Below are 19,885 nucleotides of genomic sequence, written 5' to 3' on the forward strand. Positions count from 1 at the left end.
GCACTTCTGCTCCTCATTCGCTCATTTGGCCCGCGGAACTTCCTTTGTTCTTAGCATAAAATCCCTATATTTGTGAACAAAGATGCCCCGCAGGCCTGATAGCCTTGCGGGGCATCCCTATGGTTAACCCTGTGTATCTGGAACAGAGGTTTCGCTTATCTCCTCATGCTTACCCGGCCAGAAGGCCACCCGCCCGAAGAGGACGGTGATGGCCGGCACCAGGAAGGGGCGGACCACGAAGGTATCCAGCAGCACACCAATCGCTGTGATGATGCCGAATTGCACCAGCACCTGAATAGGAAGGCTGGCCAGCACGGCGAAGGTACCGGCCAAGATGAGTCCGGCGGAGGTAATTACCGACCCGGTCTCATTTACGCCTTCAGCAATCGCCCGCTTCAGCGGCATGTGCTTACTCTTTTTCCAGATATTCGAGATCATGAAGATGTTGTAATCCTCCCCTAGCGCTACCAGGAAGACGAAGGAATAGAGCGGAATTGAACCCTGAATCGCATCTGCACCGAGTACATAATGAATGATGATCCAGCCCAGACCCAGTGCCGAGAAGAACGACAGGATGACCGTCCCCACCAGATACACCGTAGCTACAACGGATCTGAGATAGACCAGCAGCAGCAGCGTAATCAAGCCGATTACGACTGGTATGATCAGATCGGTATCCCGCTCCCCAAGCTCCTTGGTATCATGCTGGGTAGCGGTCTGGCCGCTGATCCACACCTTATCCTGTACGTTCCCGATTCCCGACTCCGCCAATGCCTGCTCAACCGTAGATTGAAGTGCCGGAATATGATTCATCGCTTCGATGGAATACGGATTGTCCTTGAATTCGATATCATAGGCGGTAATCTTCGGGTTGACGGCCCCCTGCTGCGGGTCTGAGACCTCATCCACGTAGGACAGGCTGCTCAGCACGGATTTCAGGTCTTCTCCGCCAGATAAGCCCTCTGTATCGACCATCAGCTTAGCGGGCGCAAGCTCCCCCGGAGAGAATTGCTTGCCGATCAGGTCGAAGCCTTCCCGCGACTCCATATTCTTCGGGAACGACGACAGAATATCATAAGTGAACTTAATTCCGCTGGAGAACGAGGCCAACACTCCTAGAAGCACTACTGTAATTCCGACAATGGCCCAGGGGCGGGAAACGACCAGCTGCCCGATTCCTTTGCGGCGGTTCGGCTGCGGCTGCGGTACCGGTCTGCCCTTGGCCTTGGCACGTTCCGCTTCCATCTGCGGAGTCCGCGGCACGAACGGGAAGAACGAAGTCCGTCCGAAGATCGCCAGCAAGGCCGGAACCAGGGTCAGACTGGCCACCCCCATAATCAGAATGGAGACGCTGAACGGCACGGCAAACCGGTGGTACGCGCCGTATTTAGCCAGCAGCAGAGCGAAGAGTGCGAGCACCACTGTGAAGCCGCTCATCGCAATCGCCCCGGAGGAGTGGGAAATGGCACTCAGCAGTGCACGCCCCTTATTCTCCTCCACCTTCAGCATCTGGCGGAAGCGCGAGATCAGAAACAGACAATAGTCTGTCCCTGCCCCGAAGAGCAGCACCGTCATAATCGAGACCGCCTGCGAATCCACCGTAATCCAGCCTTCTCTGGCCATCAGGCCCAGCACCGGGCTGGTTACACCATAAGCAAAGCCTACAGCAACCAGCGGAATCAGGGCCAGAATCGGCGAACGGTAGATCAGGAGCAGGAAGACTAGCACCAGAATGACGGTTGCAATTAGCAGCGATACATCGGCATCCTTGAAAAGTCCGGTAGCATCCACCGAGATTCCGACCGGACCGGATACGCGCAGACTTAAGTCTCCGCTGTCCGGCTTGGCGGCAGACGGGTCAGCCCCCGTCTCTGTCTGAATCAGCTTCTTCAGGCTGGTTAGCGAATCGCCTAGCTGGTCGCTGTCCGCCGTCTTGTCGAACAACACCGGGGTGACGATCGTGCTCCGGTCCTCCGACAAGGACGCCTGCAGCGCCTGCGGCGGCAGCTTACCCAGCGGCGGAACGAAGTTCTGATGCTCCAGAGGCTGCTGCTCAAGCTTGCTGTATACTGCGGTTATATGTACGAGGTCCTCCTCCGATATTCCGCCGTCACGATGCCATACAAGCAGTGCCGGCACTCCGCTTCCGGCCGGAAATTCTCTCTCGGCAACGACCGATGCCCGCACCGATTGTGAATTCTCCGGCAGGTTAGGTGCATTATTGGCAACCTGAGAGTTCACCGAAGGCCATAGCATGGTCAGCACTCCAACCACCGCGATCCACACCAGCAGAGTAATCCATTTGGTCTTGCTCCCTGCTACCCATTTTCCGTAGCCTGACATACCTTTCATCCTCTCTCCTGTCCGTCCGCCCCAAAAATGAGCCACGGGTCATTTTGATAATCTTATCATATATACCCCGAAAATTTTAAGCAAACCTTTTTTCTCGTTTCGTAGAAAACTAGAGTTTTAATCTGCTGCATCGTCACCGGAATATCTTGATTCATTACCTCTTACAACAGAGAGTTACAATAACCATTTACTAGAGAATTCCCCCGGATTAAATGCTCACTATGTGCGGACCAGACCAGAAATGCTGCAATTAATGCAGCTTCTGCTCACCAATAATCGGGTATTCGGAGGATTGTTGCAGGGAATGCAGGAATTTTACTTGTAGCTGCTAGATAAGAGGAAGAATCGTGTATTCTATGCAACATTTTCTTACTGAGGTGAATTGGATGCGGTTAAAGTTGCATTTTGGGCAGGAAATGGTGAAATCGCGCGATGGACGATAGATGGAGTTAGATGGGAGTTGGTTGAGGATAGATGGAGGTTGGGTTGGGTTGGGTTGGGTAGATTGAGTGTATTAGGTAGATTAGGTTAGAAGTGCATTAGATAAAAAACGGCGTCCACGCAAAGTCTGTCCGAAGACTCTCTGCAATGAACGCCGGGGCTGAGCTATCAAGTGGAGCTATGAAGTGGAAACGGCTACGCTGTCTTTTAAAAGGACGGCATTCGTTTCAGCTTATCTTGGAACCAATCGGGATTAGCCTGCGTCCGGCAGGTCATCCCCGGAGAACTGGCTGTTATAGAGATCGGCATAGAAGCCGCCGGCTTCCAGCAGTTCCACATGGGTGCCCTTCTCAATGACGCTACCCTGGTTCATGACCAGGATCAGGTCGGCATCACGGATGGTGGACAGGCGGTGAGCGATGACGAAGCTGGTTCTGCCGTGCATCAGTGTGTTCATCGCCTTCTGGATCTGCACCTCTGTCCGCGTATCTACGCTGCTGGTCGCTTCATCCAGGATAAGGATGGACGGATCGGCCAGAATCGCCCGGGCGATGGTAAGCAGCTGCTTTTGACCCTGGGAGATGTTGGAGGCTTCTTCGTTCAGAATCGTATCATACCCGAGCGGCAGCGTACGGATGAAGTGATCGGCATGCGCGGCCTTGGCCGCCCGCACCACATCAGCCTCCGTAGCCCCTTCTCGCCCGTAAGCGATATTATCGCGGATGGTCCCGTTGAACAGCCAGGTATCCTGGAGCACCATTCCGAATTTGCTGCGCAGCTCACTGCGCTTCATATCGGTGATGTTCACACCGTCGATCACAATCTCCCCGCCGCTGATCTCATAGAAGCGCATGAGCAGGTTGATCAGCGTGGTTTTGCCGGCTCCGGTTGGCCCTACAATCGCAATGGTCTGTCCCGGGCTGACCTCGATGTTCATGTCTTCAATCAGGAGTTCACCCGGCTTGTAGCCGAACTGCACGTGACGGAATTCCACAGAGCCCTCTTCGGCAGCTGCTGAACGTTTCGCCAGTGTAGCTGCCACTTCAGGAACTTCCTCTTCCTCATCCAGCAGTTCAAATACACGTTCTGCCGAAGCGATGGTGGACTGAATAATGTTGGCGATATTCGCGGTCTGCGTAATCGGCATGGTGAACTGGCGCGAATACTGGATGAACGCCTGAATGTCGCCGACGTCGATCACTTTTTTGGTCACGAAGATCCCGCCGACCACACACACCAGCACATACCCCAGGTTCCCGATGAACATCATCAGCGGCATAATAATCCCGGAGATGAACTGGGAGCGCCAGCCGGAGTTATACAGGTCCTCATTGATGGCATTGAAGTCCTTCAGTGAATTCTTCTCCCGTCCAAAAGCCTTGATGATCCGGTGCCCGGTATACATCTCCTCCACATGACCATTCAGCTGGCCCAGCGATTTCTGCTGTCCGACGAAATAAGTCTGGGAGCGCTTGGTGATCAGCATAATCACCACGAAGCTCAGCGGCAGCGTAACGACCGTAATCAGGGTCAGCCAAGGGCTGATCGTCAGCATCATCACAATAACCCCGACAATCGTCACAATGGCGGTGATCAGCTGGGTCAAGCTCTGCTGCAGGGTGGTACTGATGTTGTCCACATCATTGGTCGCCCGGCTGAGAATTTCCCCGTGGGTCCGGGAATCGAAATATTTCAGCGGCAGCCGCTCCAGCTTGCTGTTGATCTGCTCGCGCATATCATAGACAACCTTCTGCGCCACACCGGCCATTACATACTGCTGAATGTAACTGAACAGTGCACTGAACAGATACAGCGCGGCCAGAATAATCAGAATATTATTCACATAGCCAAAATCAATCTCGGCCCCAGCCACGCCCATCATCTTGCCATAAGCGCCTTCGAAGAGCTTGGTCGTTGCTTTCCCCATAACCTTGGGGCTGAAAATACTGAATACGGTACTGGCAATCGCCATCACGAATACAATAATTAGCTGAACCTGGCGCGGACGCAAATACCGGACCAGGCGGCGCAGGGTGCCCTTGAAATCCTTCGCCTTCTCGGCGGGCATTCTCATGCCGGGACCGCCGCCCGGTCCACCGCCGAAGCCGCCGTGTCTGCCGCCTTGCGGCGGCTTCGCTGCTTTGTTCTGTTCACTCATGCTATTTCCTCCTCTGACAGCTGCGAGGATACGATCTCGCGGTACACCTCATTGTTATCCAGCAGCTCGCGGTGCGTGCCCATTCCGACAATTTGACCTTCATCCAGTACGATAATCCGGTCTGCATCCATTACTGTGCTTACCCGCTGTGCGACAATAAGGACAGTAGATTCCGTAGTCTCCGCCTTGAGCGCGGCACGCAGCTTGGCATCGGTCTTGAAGTCCAGCGCGGAGAAGCTGTCGTCGAACAGGTACACCTCCGGTTTGCGGACGAGGGCACGGGCGATCGACAGACGCTGCTTCTGGCCGCCGGAGACGTTGCCGCCCCCCTGGGAGATGCTTGAATCGAAGCCTTCCTTCATCGCTGTGACAAAGTCATAGGCCTGTGCCACCTTGGCGGCATGAAGAATCTCTTCCTCAGTAGCATCCTCTTTGCCGTAACGGATATTCTCGTTGATGGTACCGGTGAACAGCACGGCTTTTTGCGGAATATAACCAATCTTGCTCCGCAGTTCCTCCTGCGTCATCTGGTGCACATCCACACCGTCCACACTCACCGTACCTTCTATAGCATCATAGAATCTAGGTATCATGTTCAGCAGCGTCGACTTACCTGACCCGGTTCCGCCGATAATGGCGGTAATCTCACCGGGGCGCGCACTGAAGGTAATTCCCGACAAGGCCGCCTGTTCCGCACCCGGATAAGCGAAGGATACATTGTCGAACTCCACATACCCGCGCAATCCGTCACGGCCGTCCTTATGGGTAGCTGTAGCCGTAGTCTTCAGTTCCGCAGAGGTAGGGTCCTTAATCTCAGGCTGCATATCCAGCACTTCATTAATGCGCAGTGCTGAGGCAGAAGCTCTTGGAATCAGTACGAACATCATCGATACCATGATCAGCGAGAACATAATCTGCATCGCATACTGAATGAATGCCATCAGAGAACCAACCTTCAGATCCCCGTCACCAATGCGGATTCCGCCGTAATACAGAATGGCAATCATCGAGAAGTTCATGACGATCATCATCAACGGCATCAGTCCCGCCATCACCTTGTTGACTTTAATCGCTGTGTCGGTAAGGTCGCGGTTCGCCTCACTGAACCGTCTGTTCTCGTGCTCAATCCGGTTGAAGGAGCGGATGACGCGGATACCGGTCAGATGCTCGCGCAGCACCAGATTTAATTTGTCCAGCTTGATCTGGATCGCCTTGAACAGCGGAAGACCCTTCATTCCGATGAAAAAAATCGCCCCAACCAGCAGCGGAATCACCACCACAAAGATCAGCGAGAGCTTGGCATCCTCCGACACCGCCATAATAATACCGCCGATCATCATCATCGGAGCACCAACCATCATGCGGAGCATCATAGTCAGTACCGTCTGAACCTGTGTAATATCATTAGTGGTACGTGTAATTAATGAGGCCGTGCCCAGCTTATCGAATTCATGAAGTGTAAAATTCTCCACATGATTGAACACCCGGGAACGGGTATTCTTCCCGAAGCCTGCCGCCACTTTGGCTGACAGATAGCTGGCAATAATAGAGCAAAGCACACCGCCTGCCGCCACGAGCAGCATGAAGCCGCCGATTCTCCAGATATACGGCTGGTCTCCGTCCACAATCCCTTTATCGATAATGTTACTCATCAAGGTGGGAAGATACAGATCACCCATGGACTGCAGGAATACCAGAATCAATACCCCTGCGATGGCCAAGCGGAAGGGCTTCAGTTGTTTCATTAATTTAATCAAGCTTCTCATCTCCGTTCATTTGTAGCCGGTCTAAGTTAGGCGGAGGATTATCCTCCATGAAGGCATAGACCTTCAACAGCAATTCCGCCAGCTGGTCAGATTCTTCCTCCCCCAGATACGCCACCATCTTCTGCAGGGTAGCGTCCATGTGGTCCCTGGCCTTGCGTGTAATAATTTTGCCCTGTTCGGTCAACTTGATGCGCACTACTCTACGGTCGGAGGCATCGGCTTGCCGCTCAACCATCTGCTTGGCTTCAAGACTGTTAATCAGCTGGGTTACCGTGGGCGGAGTCAATCCCAGGAAACGGCTGATCTCCGACACCTTAAGTCCCAGATCCGTAGAATGTGACGCCCGTGCTATACATATCAGTAAAGTCATCTCACTTGGCTTATGCCCCTCCACCGAGTGATGCCAATGCCCTTTGCGCAGCTTCCTTAATGCTGAGAAAAGCTTGTGCCCGACTGAGTTTTCACCTTCCCGCTCTATCCCAATGCTTCCACCTCATTTTAGTTAGGTCTACAAATAATTAAATCATATACTAATTAGGCTACCTAATTATATTTTCGTGCCTGCAATTTGTCAATTCCTGATTACGCCCTCACTATGTAATTTATTTCACATATCCACGCACAAACGCTCCCTCGACACAAAGGGCCGGGGAGTCTATCTAAGCTATACAATTCACTGCTCTAATCCGCTTTAGAATTCCACTCCGTGTTCAACAGCAGTTAGCCCTCTGGTCTTGGACTTCTGATCTGTTCCTATACCCGCAAGAATGAAGCTAAACAATACCAAAACGCTGGCCGTCATCAACAGTGATCTCTTCATGCGCTCTCACCTCCCTGATCAGCTCCCGGTACGCATTCTGCTGGGTATCCGAGGCGTAGTCTCTGTTCAGTTCAAATAAGGTTACACAATTAATGAAGTCCTTGCCGTTGTTCAGCCTGATGGCCAGACGCAGACAATGAATGATATAGTCTATTCCCTTGGCATATTGCTTGCGGGAGATATGGTAGATCGCAATCTGATAATAGAGACGGTACACCCGGTCCACATTGATCGTATCCTGGAATTGTTCAAAGCGCAGCATCTCCCGGGAAAAGCGCGACATCACCGCATCTGCGGAGAATCCGAAGCGGTTGGCCGACTCCATAATGATCACCATGCCGGACAGAATCTCGCCGGGGTGCTCGGACAAGAAAACGATATAGGACGGCAATACAGAGATGTTGCCCATCAGAATCTCAAGCGTAAACCCGTTGGCGGCAGCAAACAGCTTGAAGCTGTCCACACTGCTGCGCCCCTCGTCATCCATCATCTCAAACCATCCGAGATCCGCATAGCCGGCGGTGTATTTCTTGGCCTGCTCATACTCCCCTTGCTTGGTAAGCGCTGATGCCTTCAGCAGATAACCATGCCCGTAATAGACCACCAGCGGACGTTCCGCCTGAAAGGCTTCTGCCCTCTTCCCCTTGCTGCGGCGCAGCTCCTCGCGGTAGATGCCGCTTGCTAATGCCCTCAGCTCATCGGCGAATTTCTCTACATCCTTCCAGCGGTGCAGCGCGAAGCATACCTTCGCCAGCTTCAGCAGCCCGTCCAGCTGCATCTCCTCGGGAAGCAGTCCGCGATACGGCTCGAAGCTGATTACAGCGCGCAGCTTCTGCTCCATATCCACATCGGGAGTGGACTGCAGAGACTTGAAGATACGGTATTTGCTAATCGCCATCCGTTCGGAATAGCCGTCCGGCTCATGGTCTACAATCAGCTTGTAGAATACGACGGATTCCTGTACTCTGCCGCCGCAGAACAGCCTCTCTGCCACCCTGAAGATGATATCGAGCGGCCGCTGATATTCCATAATCCTGCTTAAGACCTCTTCAATGCACTGCTGCTTGCCCATCTCGGCACATTTGACCAGGAAGGGCTCGACGCGGCGGCGGGAGATTCTTTCTTCACTGAAGCAATCATCCACATACAGCGGATACAGCCAGCCTTCCGGGAATCCGAAGGCCCGGGTCATGGCATCCAGCTGTCCCAGCGAGATGGGCTTCGGCGGACTGCCGTGAAGAATGGCGCTGAGACTGCCACGGTTCAGGCCGGATATTTTGGCAAATGAGGCAAGATTATGGCCCGAGCGGGACAGACTCTTCTCGATTTCCGTTCGTAATGTAGTCAGCTTCGCCTCCACCCGGCACCTCCCAATCCATCATTCAGGTTATCCTTCTATTAATTGCCATTATAGGACATGACTATGAAAAGCACAACAAAATGGCCCCACAATAGTAGGGCCACAGGTTCCGAACACCGTCAGAAAACCGGTTGTATTATTGATTATTGCTGCAAAGCCGCCTTATTCCTGATCCGCGGGCTCTTCGTATTCTTGCCGTAGGGCGCGGCTCCGTTCTTGCGGCTGCGCAGACTCTCCATCATCAGGTTCTGGGCCATGACAATGTATCCGTCCAGCCGCTGGCTAAGCTCCAGCACTGCGTGGTCGCTCAGACTCCGTTCCTGGGCAACCTCCAGGAGCTCGCTTCTTAAGTTCTCTATAGTAAGGAACAGCTCGTCTTCTCTGTAATCCCGGCCGCTAACATCAGGAGAATTCTGGTAAAGGTTCACGGTCACTCACCTTCTCTCTATCAACTTCTCCCTTATCATAAATCATGATGCCAAAAAACAAAATTTGCAAAAAAAGAAAAAAATGTCGCTGGAAGTATAAAAATAAACCTCCGATATTTATATATCCTGAGGATGCTCCGGCGGGAGATACCGCTCCCCGAGTACATTCATCGCAAAAGCAATCCACTCCCTTGCGGCAAAGGACAGGTAGCGTTCCTTACGCCAGATCATGCCCAGCTGCCAGGGAATCACCGGCTCAGTCAGGGGAATGACCGTTACCTGCGAACGGTCGATATCCCGGCAGATGGTCTCCGGCAGCAGCGCAATGCCCATTCCGGCGGCGACCATCCGGCTGATCAAATCCCACTGGGAGCTTTCATAGACCACCTTGGGCTGAAAGCCCGCTTTGACGCATTCCGAGATAATCCGGTCATGCAGGGCGAAGTCCTCCCGGAACAGGACGAACTCCTCCTCGGCCAGCTCTTTCAGCGGCACCTGCCGGGCTCCGTCCAGACGGTGTCCTGCGGGAACCAGCAATTCCAGCTTCTCCTCCACAAAGGTGAAGCTGTGGAACCGTGTCTGGTCTACCGGCAGCACAATCGCCCCGATGTCGAGCAAGCCGGACTCTACGTCATCCTCTACTTTCTTCGCTCCGTCCTCATGCAGCCGGATCGTCACCTCGGGATACTTCCGGTGGAATTCCCCGATGACCGCCGGGAAGAAGCTGGCCCCCACCATGGGCGGCAGTCCGATACGGATATGCCCCCGCTTCAGATTGCGCAGGCTGTCCAGCTCAGAGGAGAGGCTGGCAAAGGACTCTACAATATTCTGCGCCTTGACGAGCAGCAGCTCTCCGGCATCCGTCAGGCGGATGCTTTTGCCTTCGCGGTAGAACAGATCGGCCCCAAGCTCCGTCTCCAGATTACGGATCATCTTGCTGATGGTCGGTTGGGTAATATACAGCGATTCTGCGGCTCTGGAGAAGCTGTTCAGCCTGGCGGCCTGCACGAAATACTCCAGCTGTCTGATATCCATTAGGTAACCTCCATGTATAGACAATTAGAATGTGAGCTATTCAATCTATTCATTTTACCTATGAAAGAATTGGATGTAAAATTTCAGTAAGAGATGAAAGGAGGTAATCATGATGAAAAAGATTGCCTTAGGCTTACTGCAGGTGGCTGGACTAACCGTGTTCTCCCTGCTGGTTAACGGATTGACCTCACTACTGCATATTCCGCTTCCCGGAAGTATTATCGGGATGATTCTTTTATTCCTGCTGCTCGAATCCGGCGTGATCCGTCTGAACTGGGTGGAGGCAGGAGCTTCGTGGCTGCTGGCTGAGCTATTGCTGTTCTTCATTCCATCGGCTATCGGGGTGATGAACTACTCGAAGCTGCTTGAATCCTTCGGCCTGCAAGTATTGGCTGTTGTGCTCGTGGGCACCTTCGCTGTCATGGCCAGCTCGGGTCTGCTGACAAGCGTTATCTATAAAGTAAAGGAGCGTAGAAGCTCATGATGACCGGACTATTATTCCTTGGACTTACCATCGCGGTATACCTTGTAACCAAACGGATCTATGCAGCCAGCGGCAAAATGTACACCTCTCCGCTGATCATCACCCCGCTGGCAATCATCGGCTTCCTGCTGATCACAGGCAGCTCTTATGAATCCTATAATGCAGGCGGCAAATGGCTGTCGGACCTGCTTCAGCCAGCGACAATTGCCTTTGCGATTCCGCTGCACAAGAACTTCAAGCTACTCAAAAAGCACGCCGCCGAAATTGCGGCAGGCGTGCTGTCAGGAACGGTAACGGCTGTACTGTCTTCCATGCTGCTGGCCAAATTAATGCACCTGAGCGGAGATCTGGCCACCAGCCTGGTCCCCCGTTCGGTAACTACACCGATTGCCATGAGCATCTCGCAGAGCATCGGCGGGGTTCCCAGCATCACCGCAGTCTTCGTCATTCTCACGGGTGTACTTGGAACCATGATGGGGCCCTCGGTGCTGCGCCTCTTCCACATTGAGAATGAAGTGGCTCGCGGAGTCTCGCTGGGCACCGCAGCGCATGGCACCGGCACCTCCAAGGCCTTCGAGCTTAGCTCGCTGACCGGCACCATCTCCAGTATCTCAATGATTCTGGCGGCGCTGTTCTCCATTGGGCTGGCACCCGCACTGCTCGCAGTGTTCATTCATTAAGCAGCTCCCTGGCCCTAAGACGGAGACCTACAGCTTCACAGGCAATCCGCTCTGGGCGGATTCATACGCGGCGCAGGTTACCTTCAGCGTCTTATACCCGTCCTCATAATCGCTGAGAATACGGGAGCGGTCCCCGGTGCGGACGGCGTACAGGAATGCCTCGCTCTCTACCGCGTAAGGATTGCCCGAATTCTTGTATTCCTTGCTGTCCCCGCTGCGGACTTCGAGAAGACGCTCCGGGTTCCAGTCAAGCATTCCGTTGTCATTATAGAAGCTGATTCCGGCCTTGTTCACCTCACCGGGCAGCACACAGGTATTGGAGATGCTGGCGATAATGCCGCTTGCAAGCTTCAAGGACACGGTGCCCACATCGGCTACGGTCACCCCTTCATGCTTCTCATGCATAATCCGGTTGCCGAACATGCCGTAGACCTCTGTCACCTCACCAGCCAAATAACGCACCAGGTCAACGATATGCGTCGTCTGCTCCGTGAATTGTCCGCCAGACTGCTCCTGATTGCGCCACCACGCCACGCCGGGCATTCCGCCCATCCATTCTCCGGTAATCATCCCTACCTTGTCTCCGGCAAGCGTCTGCTTCAGCCGCTGGATATTCTCCTGATAGCGGAAGTGATAGCCTACCGAGGTCAGCAGCTGATGCTGCTTGATATCCTCCAGCAGACTGGCCGGAATGGCCGTACTTGAGCCTAGCGGCTTCTCGATGAAGAAGGGGATATCCCTGCGGATCAGCGCCCGTTCAATCGCCCCGTGCGACTGCGGCGGCACACAGACGTAGACGGCATCCAGCTTATGGCTGTCCAGCATCTCGGTAATCTCCCCGTAGCCTTCGGCCCCGTAAGGGCGGGCCATTTCCTCCCCCTTGGGCTTGCTGCTGCCGCAAACAGCCTTCAGCGACACATCCTCCATGCCCGCCAGCAAATCTGCATGTACCTTGGAGAACCAGCCTGTTCCAACGAGTCCGATATTAAGCGTCATGTCATTACCTCCTGAGTTGTCTGATGAATGCCTTTTCAATAGATTATACCCGCTTAGGTCATGACAGAGTAGTCCTGCCACTCCTCAGGAAGCAGCTGCCGGTAGGAATGCTGCATGAAGCGGTCGTCTGCGAGTATAATGACCCCGCTGTCGTTCTCGCTGCGGATCAGCCGTCCTCCGGCCTGCTGCACCTTGCACATTCCTGGGTAAATATACGCATAATCGAAGCCGTTCTTGCCCTGCGACTGGAAATAGCTCCGCAGCAGATTGCGCTCCAGACCGACCTGCGGGAGTCCGACCCCCACGACCATCACCCCGTTCAACCGGTCACCGGGCAGATCCACCCCTTCTGAGAAAATACCGCCCAGTACGGCAAAGCCGAGCAGCGGCTCCGGGTTGTCAGGACGGAAGGCCGCCAGGAAGCTCTCCCGCTCCGGCTCGCTCATGCCACTGCCCTGCAGCAGCGTAGGGACTTCGGGGTACTTCTCAGTGAACACCTCATAGACATTCCTCAAGTACAGATAAGAGGGGAAGAAGACCAGGTAGTTTCCCTTCTTCGAGACCAGGCCTTTGAGGGCATCGCTAAGCGGCTGTATAGAAGCCTCCCGGTCATGAAACCGGGTCGATACCGGCAGCACAGCTACCTGCCATTGCTCTTTGTGAAAAGGCGAGGCCAGGCTCAGACTGTAATCCTCCTCTCCCGCACCAATCATATCCCTGTAATACGAGAGCGGTGAGAGGGTCGCAGAGAATAGAATCTGGCTGCGGAAGCTCTTGCCCATTTGCTGCAGCAGATGCGACGGATCGAGATTGAACAGCTTCAGATACACATCTCCGCTGCGCACCTCGGCATAAGTAATGTAGCGTTCATCGTAGGTTTTGAAGGTACGGAGCATCCCCTGAACAGCGTAATAGGTATCCAGCAGGCTGACTGTCCCGTCCTCCTCCGCCTGCGCAGAGCTTGCCGGGGAAGAGTTGTTCAGCAGCTCCAGCTCGGCTTCGGCCGCGAAGTTCTCCAGCAGCTCCGGCAGTTCTTCCGGATAGTCCGTCCACTCTCCCGCCCGCTTGTCACCGCAGCTCTTGCGCAGCGCAATGAAGAAGGCATTCACCGCTTTGGCGGCAGTGCCGAGCCGGGGATTCGCCGCTTTGTAGGTCCGGCTGAGCGCCAGGAAGGGCGCCTTGGTCAGCGAAGCAGAATACATCTCCCGGCCCCGGTCCACCAGATTATGCGCTTCATCCACCAGCAGCACGGTGTTCTTCTTACGCTCCTCAGACATGCGCTTCAGACTGATGCGCGGATCGTAGATATAATTGTAATCGCAGATGACGACATCGCTGGCATAGGCAGCATCCAGGGAGAATTCAAACGGGCAGACCCGATGCTTATGGGCATAGTCCGCGATCGTCTCCCGGGTCATCAGCGTCTCCTGCTCCAGCATATCAATCAGCGCGCCGTTGATCCGGTCATAATACCCCTCCGCATAAGCGCAGGAATCATTGCCGCAGATTCCCTCCTCCCGGAAGCAGGCCTTATCCTTCGCCGTCAGGGCAATGACATGCAGATGCAGCCCCCGGCGGTTCAGCATCGTGGCCGCCTCCTGTGCCGCGATCCGTGTAACGGTCTTGGCGGTCAGATAGAAGATACCGGCCGCTTTGCCTTCGCCCAGCGCTTTGATGGCCGGGAACAGGGTAGACATGGTTTTGCCGATGCCTGTCGGTGCCTGGGCGAAGAGATTGGCCCCCTCGGCTATCGAGGTGTAGACGGCGGCAGCGAAATGGCGCTGGCCGGGCCGGTAAGCCGAGAACGGAAAAGACAGATCCGGGATGCTCTCTCCTCTCTTCGCCTTGTAACGGACCATCATCTCAGCATACGGTGCATACCTGCTTACTGTTTCTAGCGCAAAGGCCGTCAGTGCTTCGCGGGTCATCTCCCGGTAGAGACTGTACTGCGCCTCGCTTCCCCGCTGCACATAGGTGAGCTTCACCTGTATATAGGGAAGCGCAAGCTCCGTTGCCAGCATGTAGGCGTACATGTAAGCCTGGGCCCAGTGGACCTCCTTCCCTTCAAGCGCAGGGTCCGGAATTCCGGCCATGGACTTGATCTCCTCCACCGTCAGGCTCCCATCCTCAGCTGTAAGCAGACCGTCGCAGCGCCCGTCAATCTGGAACAGCAGGTCCCCGTAAGGAATTGCGGTCTTCAAGTAGACCTCCTTGCGGTCCCCTTCCTTATATTGCTTCTGAATCAGCTGATGGCTGCGCGTCCCCTCCGTCATGGCGGCTCCACTGCGGAAGCCCGGCTCCAGACTGCCGCTGCTGTAGGCAAATTCCACGAGCGCCCTCACGGACAGTGTGATTTCTGTATGCTCCATCTGTCCCCACCTCCAATAATTTCCGCCAGCTTCCGTTGCGTAAGGCTCATATTCTTCGTTTAACGCCGATATTAACGCGCCTGAGGGTATGGTCTGCGCCGGGTGCATTCAGGCCGTAGTTTACGCGCGCTCCAGGGAGTATACGGCCGCTTCTGATTTTGACATTCGTTCCCTGGCACTGCATAATAAGTTCTATTGATAATGGTATTCTTATGTCCTCATGCTGCTGTTTCCTCTCAGCCGGGAAACATGTTCATTCTTCAGAAAGAAGGCGAAGCTGTGTCATCCCAAACTGTGAAACGATGGCTCCTTAAGCCATTTGTGTTCTTTTCCATTCTTTTTCTGTTCAAAAGCCTCTTGGCCTGGGGTGTAATCTTTGATGATTTACAGTTCTGGCAATCCGTATTGACGGAGCTGCCCTTTGTCTGGGCACTGTTTTTCCTGATTGAGCGCTTTGCCTCCAGACGGAAGCTCGGCTATTACATGACGGTCAATCTGCTGGTTACCGCGATCTTTTTTGCCGCCATTATGTACTTCAAATATTACGGGGTCATTGTCACTTACCATGCCGCCGAGCAGGTGAACCAGGTCACTGCCGTCAAGAACAGCGTGTTCTCATTGATGGACCCTTATTATCTGCTGATCTTCACCGATATTATCGTGCTGGGCTTCTACTTCTTCATTAACAAGAACGGACGCAATTATAAAAAAGACCAGATCAACCGGCGCAGTGGCCGGACGCTGCATGTCGTACTGTTCGCGGTCTCGCTCGGACTCTGCCTGTTCAATATTCTTCCGAATAAGGCCAGCATGAATGAGATCAAGAAGGCCCAGGAGATGGGCATCCTTAATTATGAAGCATACACGATCTTTGCCAAAGATAAAACCGAGCTGGTCCAGGCCAGTGAAATCACACAGAGCACGATTAACCAACTCAAGGGCATCGACTCTTCGGCAGTATCGGCTTATGCTGGTGCCGCCAAGGGCAAAAATCTGATTATAATCCAGCTGGAGTCCTTCCAGAGCTTCCTGCTGGGTCTGAAGGTCGACGGCCAGGAGGTTACCCCTAACCTGAACCGCCTGATGGAGCAGAGCCTGTACTTCACGAACTTCTATCAGATGGTCGGCCAGGGCAATACCTCCGATGCGGAATTCGTGGTCAATTCATCCTTCTATATTCCTCCGCAGGGTGCGGCTACCATGTCTTATATCGACAAGCAGCTGCCGAGTCTGCCCCGTCTGCTGGGAGACAACGGCTATCAGACGGCCACCTTCCACACCAATGTGGTGGAATTCTGGAACCGGGGTGAGCTGTACAAAGCACTGGGCTGGGAGAATTATTATGACCATAAATTCTTCGGAGACGAGGATGCCTTCTTCTTCGGTGCTTCCGATGAAGTGCTCTACCGCAAATCCTCGGAAAAGCTGAAGGAAATGAACGACGCCGGGAAGCCGTTCTATGCCCAGGTCATCTCCATGTCTGCGCATCACCCGTTCACTATTCCTGCAGAGAAGCATAAGATGAAGCTTCCTGAACGGTATGAAGGTACCTTTGTCGGAGATTATGTCCGCTCACAGAACTACGCGGATTATGCCTTCGGACAATTCGTGGATGAGCTGAAGGCGGACGGATTATGGGAGGACAGCCTGATTATGGTCTATGGCGACCACATGGGACTGCCCATCTATTCGCTTGATAATGACGACAAGGAACTAATGAAGGAAATCTACGGCCATGAATATAGCTACGCAGATATGCTCAATATCCCGCTGCTCATTCATGGCGAGGGACTGGCTCCGCAGAAGCTTGAGCAAGTAGGCGGAGAAGTGGATATTATGCCTACGGCTGCCAGCCTGCTGGGGGTATCGATGGATCACAACCTGCATTTCGGCCAGGATCTGCTCAGCCAGTCCTACAATCTGCTGCCGCAGCGCTACTATCTGCCTACCGGATCGTTCATTTCCAGCTCCGCCCTGCTGATTCCGGGGAACAGCTTCGAGGATAACACCCAATATCCGCTGGCTGCCGGAGGTACTGCTCCTGCCGGCAACGAGGATGAATACAACCGCGCTCTGCGGCTGCGCCAGCTGTCGGACAGCTACGTCACACAATTGCCGGACAAAGAACCTGCCGGAGAATAATTTCTTGATAAGCAGATTCACAAGTGGACAAGTGGAAACGGCTTTGCCGTCCTTTTAAAGGCCGGCACCGTTTCAGCGAGAAATAGAAGGATAAGTTATCATGTGAAACATATAAATTCGTATATTTAGACACAAGGCAGCGCCTCTCCGTAACGGGAGAAGCGCTGCCTTGTTGTAATGTTTATATTAACGTTCCTGATTCTCCAGCATGAGATAATAATCCGCGAAGTTCTCCAGCTCTTCCGGCTCTAGAACGGCCAGATGCTCCTCCAGCAGCAGCAGCGAACGGCGCTGTGCTTCATCCAGCACCTCTTGCCCTTTAGTGGTGATCGTGACGATCACCGCTCTGCGGTCGTTCTCGTCTGGAACGCGGGCGATCAGCCCCAGCAGCTCCAGCCGGTCCAGCATGACGGTGACTGCACTGGATTTCACTTCCATCTTGTCCGCCAGTTGAATCACCCGTGCCTGCTTCTCCTGAAAGATCATATGCAGCAGCCCGAATTGCGGCACGGTCAACCCTAATTCCTTATGCATTGACATCTGCGACATGATTCTGCGCTGAACCTTCCACATGGATAATCCCACACGTTCGATCAACGGATTGATTTCTTGCGACATCCCTTTCAGCTCCCAGTCCGTTCGTTCTGCCTCAAGCGTACCATTATACCGGTTAGACATACAAACATTTTTGGAAATAAAATAGGATTCCACGCCTATTAATCTATGATTTTTTATACATAATCCATCATTTTCCGACATAAAAATTCTTTTTTTTTGACGTCTGCTCAAACCTGAGCGTATGCGCTATAATCGTAGCAGTGATAACTAAAACTTACTTAATATTAAAGAGTCAGGACTGGTGATATTTGTTATGAAATTAGCAACAAAATTAACATGGATGATGCTGATTGTATTGCTACTGGTTGGTTCATCCATAGGCTTCTTCGGTTATCATGCAGCTTACAAGCAGATCGATGAAGCTGCAGGCATTGAATTGGTAGGCTGCGCGAATATAACAACCGGCCTTATCGATCCTGCCGACATAACCGCTCTGGCTGCCGGGGATACCGGCAAGCTAACTGCGATTGAAGACCGCATCGGATGGATCAGTGATCACAAGCCTATTTTCAAAGAAGCCTTCATCTTGTCACTGGACGGCAAGGTGCTGGCGGCTGACAAAAACTTCAAAAAACGCGGCTACAAAGCTGGAGACCCCTTCTACTTCTCAGATGAAGATAAAGAAATGATAACTGCCATGAAGCATTCCGCCTACTCGAAAGTGTATACATATCAGGGCACCTCCCTCAAAACCGGCTACGGTCCCATCTATCAGGACCATGACCCTACCAAACCCATCATTGCATTAATGGCGATTAACTTCGACGGCCCGTTAATTCAATCCCGGACAATGGATATCATTACCCAGCCCTTCCTGATTGGCAGCTCGATTCTAATTATTGCGATTCTCGCCGCCTATCTGCTGATCCGCCGGATGGTCAGCCCGCTGACCAAGCTGTCCGCATCCGTCAACACGGTAGCCAAAGGCGATTTGACCCGGGAACCGCTGCTCTTCACAGCCAAGGACGAGATCGGCAAGCTTGCCCGCGACTTCAATGCGATGACCCTGAATCTACGTGACCTAATCACACAGGTCAACGATACGTCCATGCTGGTTGCCTCCTCTTCCCAGGAGCTGTCCGCCAGCGCCCAGGAGACCAACCGCGCCGGAGAGCACAGTGTTAATGTCACCCTGGATCTGGCCGACGGGGCACATACCCAGCTGCAGAATCTGGAGGGCAGCTTCAAGGCCATACAGGATATGTCGCATTTCATTACCGAAATTGCAGGCAATGCCGACAGCGCAATGAACCAGGCAGCCATCAACTCCCAGAAGGCCCGTACAGGCCGGGAATCTATGGACTCGACCACCTCCCAGATGGCCATTGTGGGCGCAAGCATCTCGGATCTATCCGGCATTATTGAGACGCTGGGCAGCCATTCCAAAGAGATTGAGAATATCGTCGGCACCATAGCCAGTATTGCCGAGGAAACGAACCTGTTATCCCTTAATGCGGCTATTGAAGCTGCACGGGCCGGAGAAGAGGGCCGCGGCTTCGCCGTTGTGGCAGGCTCTGTACGCAAGCTGGCTGAACGTTCGGCCGGATCTGCCCGCCAGATCGGTGAGCTGGTCAGTCTGATTGTCCAGCAGATGGACAAGGCTGGAGACACCATGAAGCATTCCACGGCAGAGATGCATCACGGTAAAGAGATGATTATCGCGGCCGGACATTCCTTCTCCGAGATTGAGGCCTCTGTCTCCGAGATGTCTACTCATAGTCAGCAGATTTCGGCCACGGTCCGAGAGCTGGCCCTGCTCTCTGACGGACTTGTCACTTCGATTCAGAAGATCGTAGCGGTCTCCAATCAGACGGCCGAGGGTGCAGAGACCTTGTCCGCCTCGTCCCAGGAACAGCTTGCGGCCATGCAGGAGGTCGAATCCTCCGCTGCATTCCTCTCCTCCCTCGCAGAGAAGCTGCAGGTATTGGTCGAGAACTTCAAAATTTAGGACGGAACTTTATATATTATTCGAACAAAATCATCCTGCGGGTGAACGATGCTAATGCCTCCCTCACCGGCCGCTTTTAAGGAGCGGTAATGTTGCACTTTTGGAAGGATTTCTCTATCCCTTTTACTGGTTGAAGTACATTGTTGCATTATTTGCACAAATTTCGGTGTTCAGAGCAAGTTATCGCTGAATTTGTTGCAGTTCGTGCAGGATTTCTCTTAAAATGTTACTAGCTGTGATGCATGGGGCCCTTCACTCGGCGCAGCAGCACCCATATGTATTCAGTTT

Annotated in this window: 14 protein-coding genes; 4 read left to right on the plus strand and 10 right to left on the minus strand. The window is 53.5% G+C overall.

What is annotated here, in order from left to right:
* Positions 1–123: 123 nt before the first annotated feature.
* From NST43_RS29045 to NST43_RS29075, 7 genes are all read right to left on the minus strand, one after another.
* On the minus strand, positions 124–2,352 hold the full coding sequence (locus tag NST43_RS29045) for an MMPL family transporter (protein ID WP_339220831.1): 2,229 nt from the start codon (positions 2,350–2,352) through the stop codon (positions 124–126).
* 694 nt (positions 2,353–3,046) lie between these two features.
* Positions 3,047–4,951 carry an ABC transporter ATP-binding protein gene (locus tag NST43_RS29050; RefSeq protein ID WP_339220832.1) on the minus strand — a complete coding sequence of 635 codons (1,905 nt, stop codon included), beginning with the start codon at positions 4,949–4,951 and terminating at the stop codon, positions 3,047–3,049.
* Entirely contained in the window at positions 4,948–6,708 is a 1,761-nt protein-coding gene (locus NST43_RS29055) for an ABC transporter ATP-binding protein (RefSeq protein ID WP_339220833.1), read from the minus strand. Before NST43_RS29055 ends, NST43_RS29050 begins: the two co-directional genes overlap by 4 nt.
* A complete protein-coding gene (locus NST43_RS29060; RefSeq protein ID WP_209989194.1) occupies positions 6,701–7,087 on the minus strand; it encodes a MarR family transcriptional regulator in 387 nt (128 codons plus the stop codon). The genes NST43_RS29055 and NST43_RS29060 overlap by 8 nt, the downstream gene beginning before the upstream one ends.
* A gap of 403 nt (positions 7,088–7,490) precedes the next feature.
* Positions 7,491–8,897, minus strand: a complete 1,407-nt coding sequence (locus tag NST43_RS29065; protein WP_209989197.1) for a DNA-binding protein — start codon at positions 8,895–8,897, stop codon at positions 7,491–7,493.
* A gap of 143 nt (positions 8,898–9,040) precedes the next feature.
* A complete protein-coding gene (locus NST43_RS29070) occupies positions 9,041–9,325 on the minus strand; it encodes an aspartyl-phosphate phosphatase Spo0E family protein (RefSeq protein ID WP_339220835.1) in 285 nt (94 codons plus the stop codon).
* A gap of 117 nt (positions 9,326–9,442) precedes the next feature.
* Complete coding sequence (locus NST43_RS29075) at positions 9,443–10,360, minus strand: LysR substrate-binding domain-containing protein (RefSeq protein ID WP_339220836.1); 918 nt, start codon at positions 10,358–10,360, stop codon at positions 9,443–9,445.
* A 112-nt stretch (positions 10,361–10,472) separates the two neighbouring features.
* Between NST43_RS29075 and NST43_RS29080 the strand changes: the two genes are divergently transcribed.
* Both NST43_RS29080 and NST43_RS29085 read left to right on the plus strand, forming a co-directional pair.
* On the plus strand, positions 10,473–10,844 hold the full coding sequence (locus NST43_RS29080; protein WP_209989414.1) for a CidA/LrgA family holin-like protein: 372 nt from the start codon (positions 10,473–10,475) through the stop codon (positions 10,842–10,844).
* Positions 10,844–11,524 (plus strand): CidB/LrgB family autolysis modulator, encoded by a 681-nt coding sequence (locus NST43_RS29085; protein WP_209989411.1) that lies wholly within the window; start codon positions 10,844–10,846, stop codon positions 11,522–11,524. Before NST43_RS29080 ends, NST43_RS29085 begins: the two co-directional genes overlap by 1 nt.
* Positions 11,525–11,551: 27 nt before the next feature.
* Here NST43_RS29085 and NST43_RS29090 read toward each other — a convergent pair whose 3' ends face one another.
* Positions 11,552–12,520 carry a Gfo/Idh/MocA family oxidoreductase gene (locus NST43_RS29090; RefSeq protein WP_339220837.1) on the minus strand — a complete coding sequence of 323 codons (969 nt, stop codon included), beginning with the start codon at positions 12,518–12,520 and terminating at the stop codon, positions 11,552–11,554.
* Between the two features lie 53 nt (positions 12,521–12,573).
* Complete coding sequence (locus NST43_RS29095) at positions 12,574–14,889, minus strand: ATP-dependent DNA helicase (protein WP_339220838.1); 2,316 nt, start codon at positions 14,887–14,889, stop codon at positions 12,574–12,576.
* Between the two features lie 249 nt (positions 14,890–15,138).
* Between NST43_RS29095 and NST43_RS29100 the strand changes: the two genes are divergently transcribed.
* Entirely contained in the window at positions 15,139–17,031 is a 1,893-nt protein-coding gene (locus tag NST43_RS29100) for an LTA synthase family protein (RefSeq protein WP_339220840.1), read from the plus strand.
* Positions 17,032–17,217: 186 nt separating this feature from the next.
* Here NST43_RS29100 and NST43_RS29105 read toward each other — a convergent pair whose 3' ends face one another.
* Complete coding sequence (locus NST43_RS29105; protein WP_339220841.1) at positions 17,218–17,709, minus strand: MarR family transcriptional regulator; 492 nt, start codon at positions 17,707–17,709, stop codon at positions 17,218–17,220.
* A gap of 193 nt (positions 17,710–17,902) precedes the next feature.
* On the opposite strand from NST43_RS29105, the gene NST43_RS29110 reads away from it, so the two are divergent.
* Positions 17,903–19,597, plus strand: coding sequence for a methyl-accepting chemotaxis protein (locus tag NST43_RS29110; RefSeq protein ID WP_209989213.1), 1,695 nt, complete (start codon positions 17,903–17,905; stop codon positions 19,595–19,597).
* Positions 19,598–19,885 lie beyond the last annotated feature (288 nt).

Origin of the sequence: Paenibacillus sp. FSL H8-0332, from assembly GCF_037963835.1 — a bacterium.
GTDB classification, from domain to species: domain Bacteria; phylum Bacillota; class Bacilli; order Paenibacillales; family Paenibacillaceae; genus Paenibacillus_AQ; species Paenibacillus_AQ rhizoplanae.

What these genes read in the sequence shown, in the direction of transcription:
- NST43_RS29075 (WP_339220836.1), bottom strand. Translation starts at nt 10,360, where the DNA reads ATGGATATCAGACAGCTGGAGTATTTCGTGCAGGCCGCCAGGCTGAAC.
- NST43_RS29110 (WP_209989213.1), top strand. Translation starts at nt 17,903, where the DNA reads ATGAAATTAGCAACAAAATTAACATGGATGATGCTGATTGTATTGCTA.
- NST43_RS29100 (WP_339220840.1), top strand. Translation starts at nt 15,139, where the DNA reads ATGTTCATTCTTCAGAAAGAAGGCGAAGCTGTGTCATCCCAAACTGTG.
- NST43_RS29050 (WP_339220832.1), bottom strand. Translation starts at nt 4,951, where the DNA reads ATGAGTGAACAGAACAAAGCAGCGAAGCCGCCGCAAGGCGGCAGACAC.
- NST43_RS29080 (WP_209989414.1), top strand. Translation starts at nt 10,473, where the DNA reads ATGAAAAAGATTGCCTTAGGCTTACTGCAGGTGGCTGGACTAACCGTG.
- NST43_RS29090 (WP_339220837.1), bottom strand. Translation starts at nt 12,520, where the DNA reads ATGACGCTTAATATCGGACTCGTTGGAACAGGCTGGTTCTCCAAGGTA.
- NST43_RS29045 (WP_339220831.1), bottom strand. Translation starts at nt 2,352, where the DNA reads ATGAAAGGTATGTCAGGCTACGGAAAATGGGTAGCAGGGAGCAAGACC.
- NST43_RS29105 (WP_339220841.1), bottom strand. Translation starts at nt 17,709, where the DNA reads ATGTCTAACCGGTATAATGGTACGCTTGAGGCAGAACGAACGGACTGG.
- NST43_RS29085 (WP_209989411.1), top strand. Translation starts at nt 10,844, where the DNA reads ATGACCGGACTATTATTCCTTGGACTTACCATCGCGGTATACCTTGTA.
- NST43_RS29060 (WP_209989194.1), bottom strand. Translation starts at nt 7,087, where the DNA reads ATGACTTTACTGATATGTATAGCACGGGCGTCACATTCTACGGATCTG.
- NST43_RS29095 (WP_339220838.1), bottom strand. Translation starts at nt 14,889, where the DNA reads ATGGAGCATACAGAAATCACACTGTCCGTGAGGGCGCTCGTGGAATTT.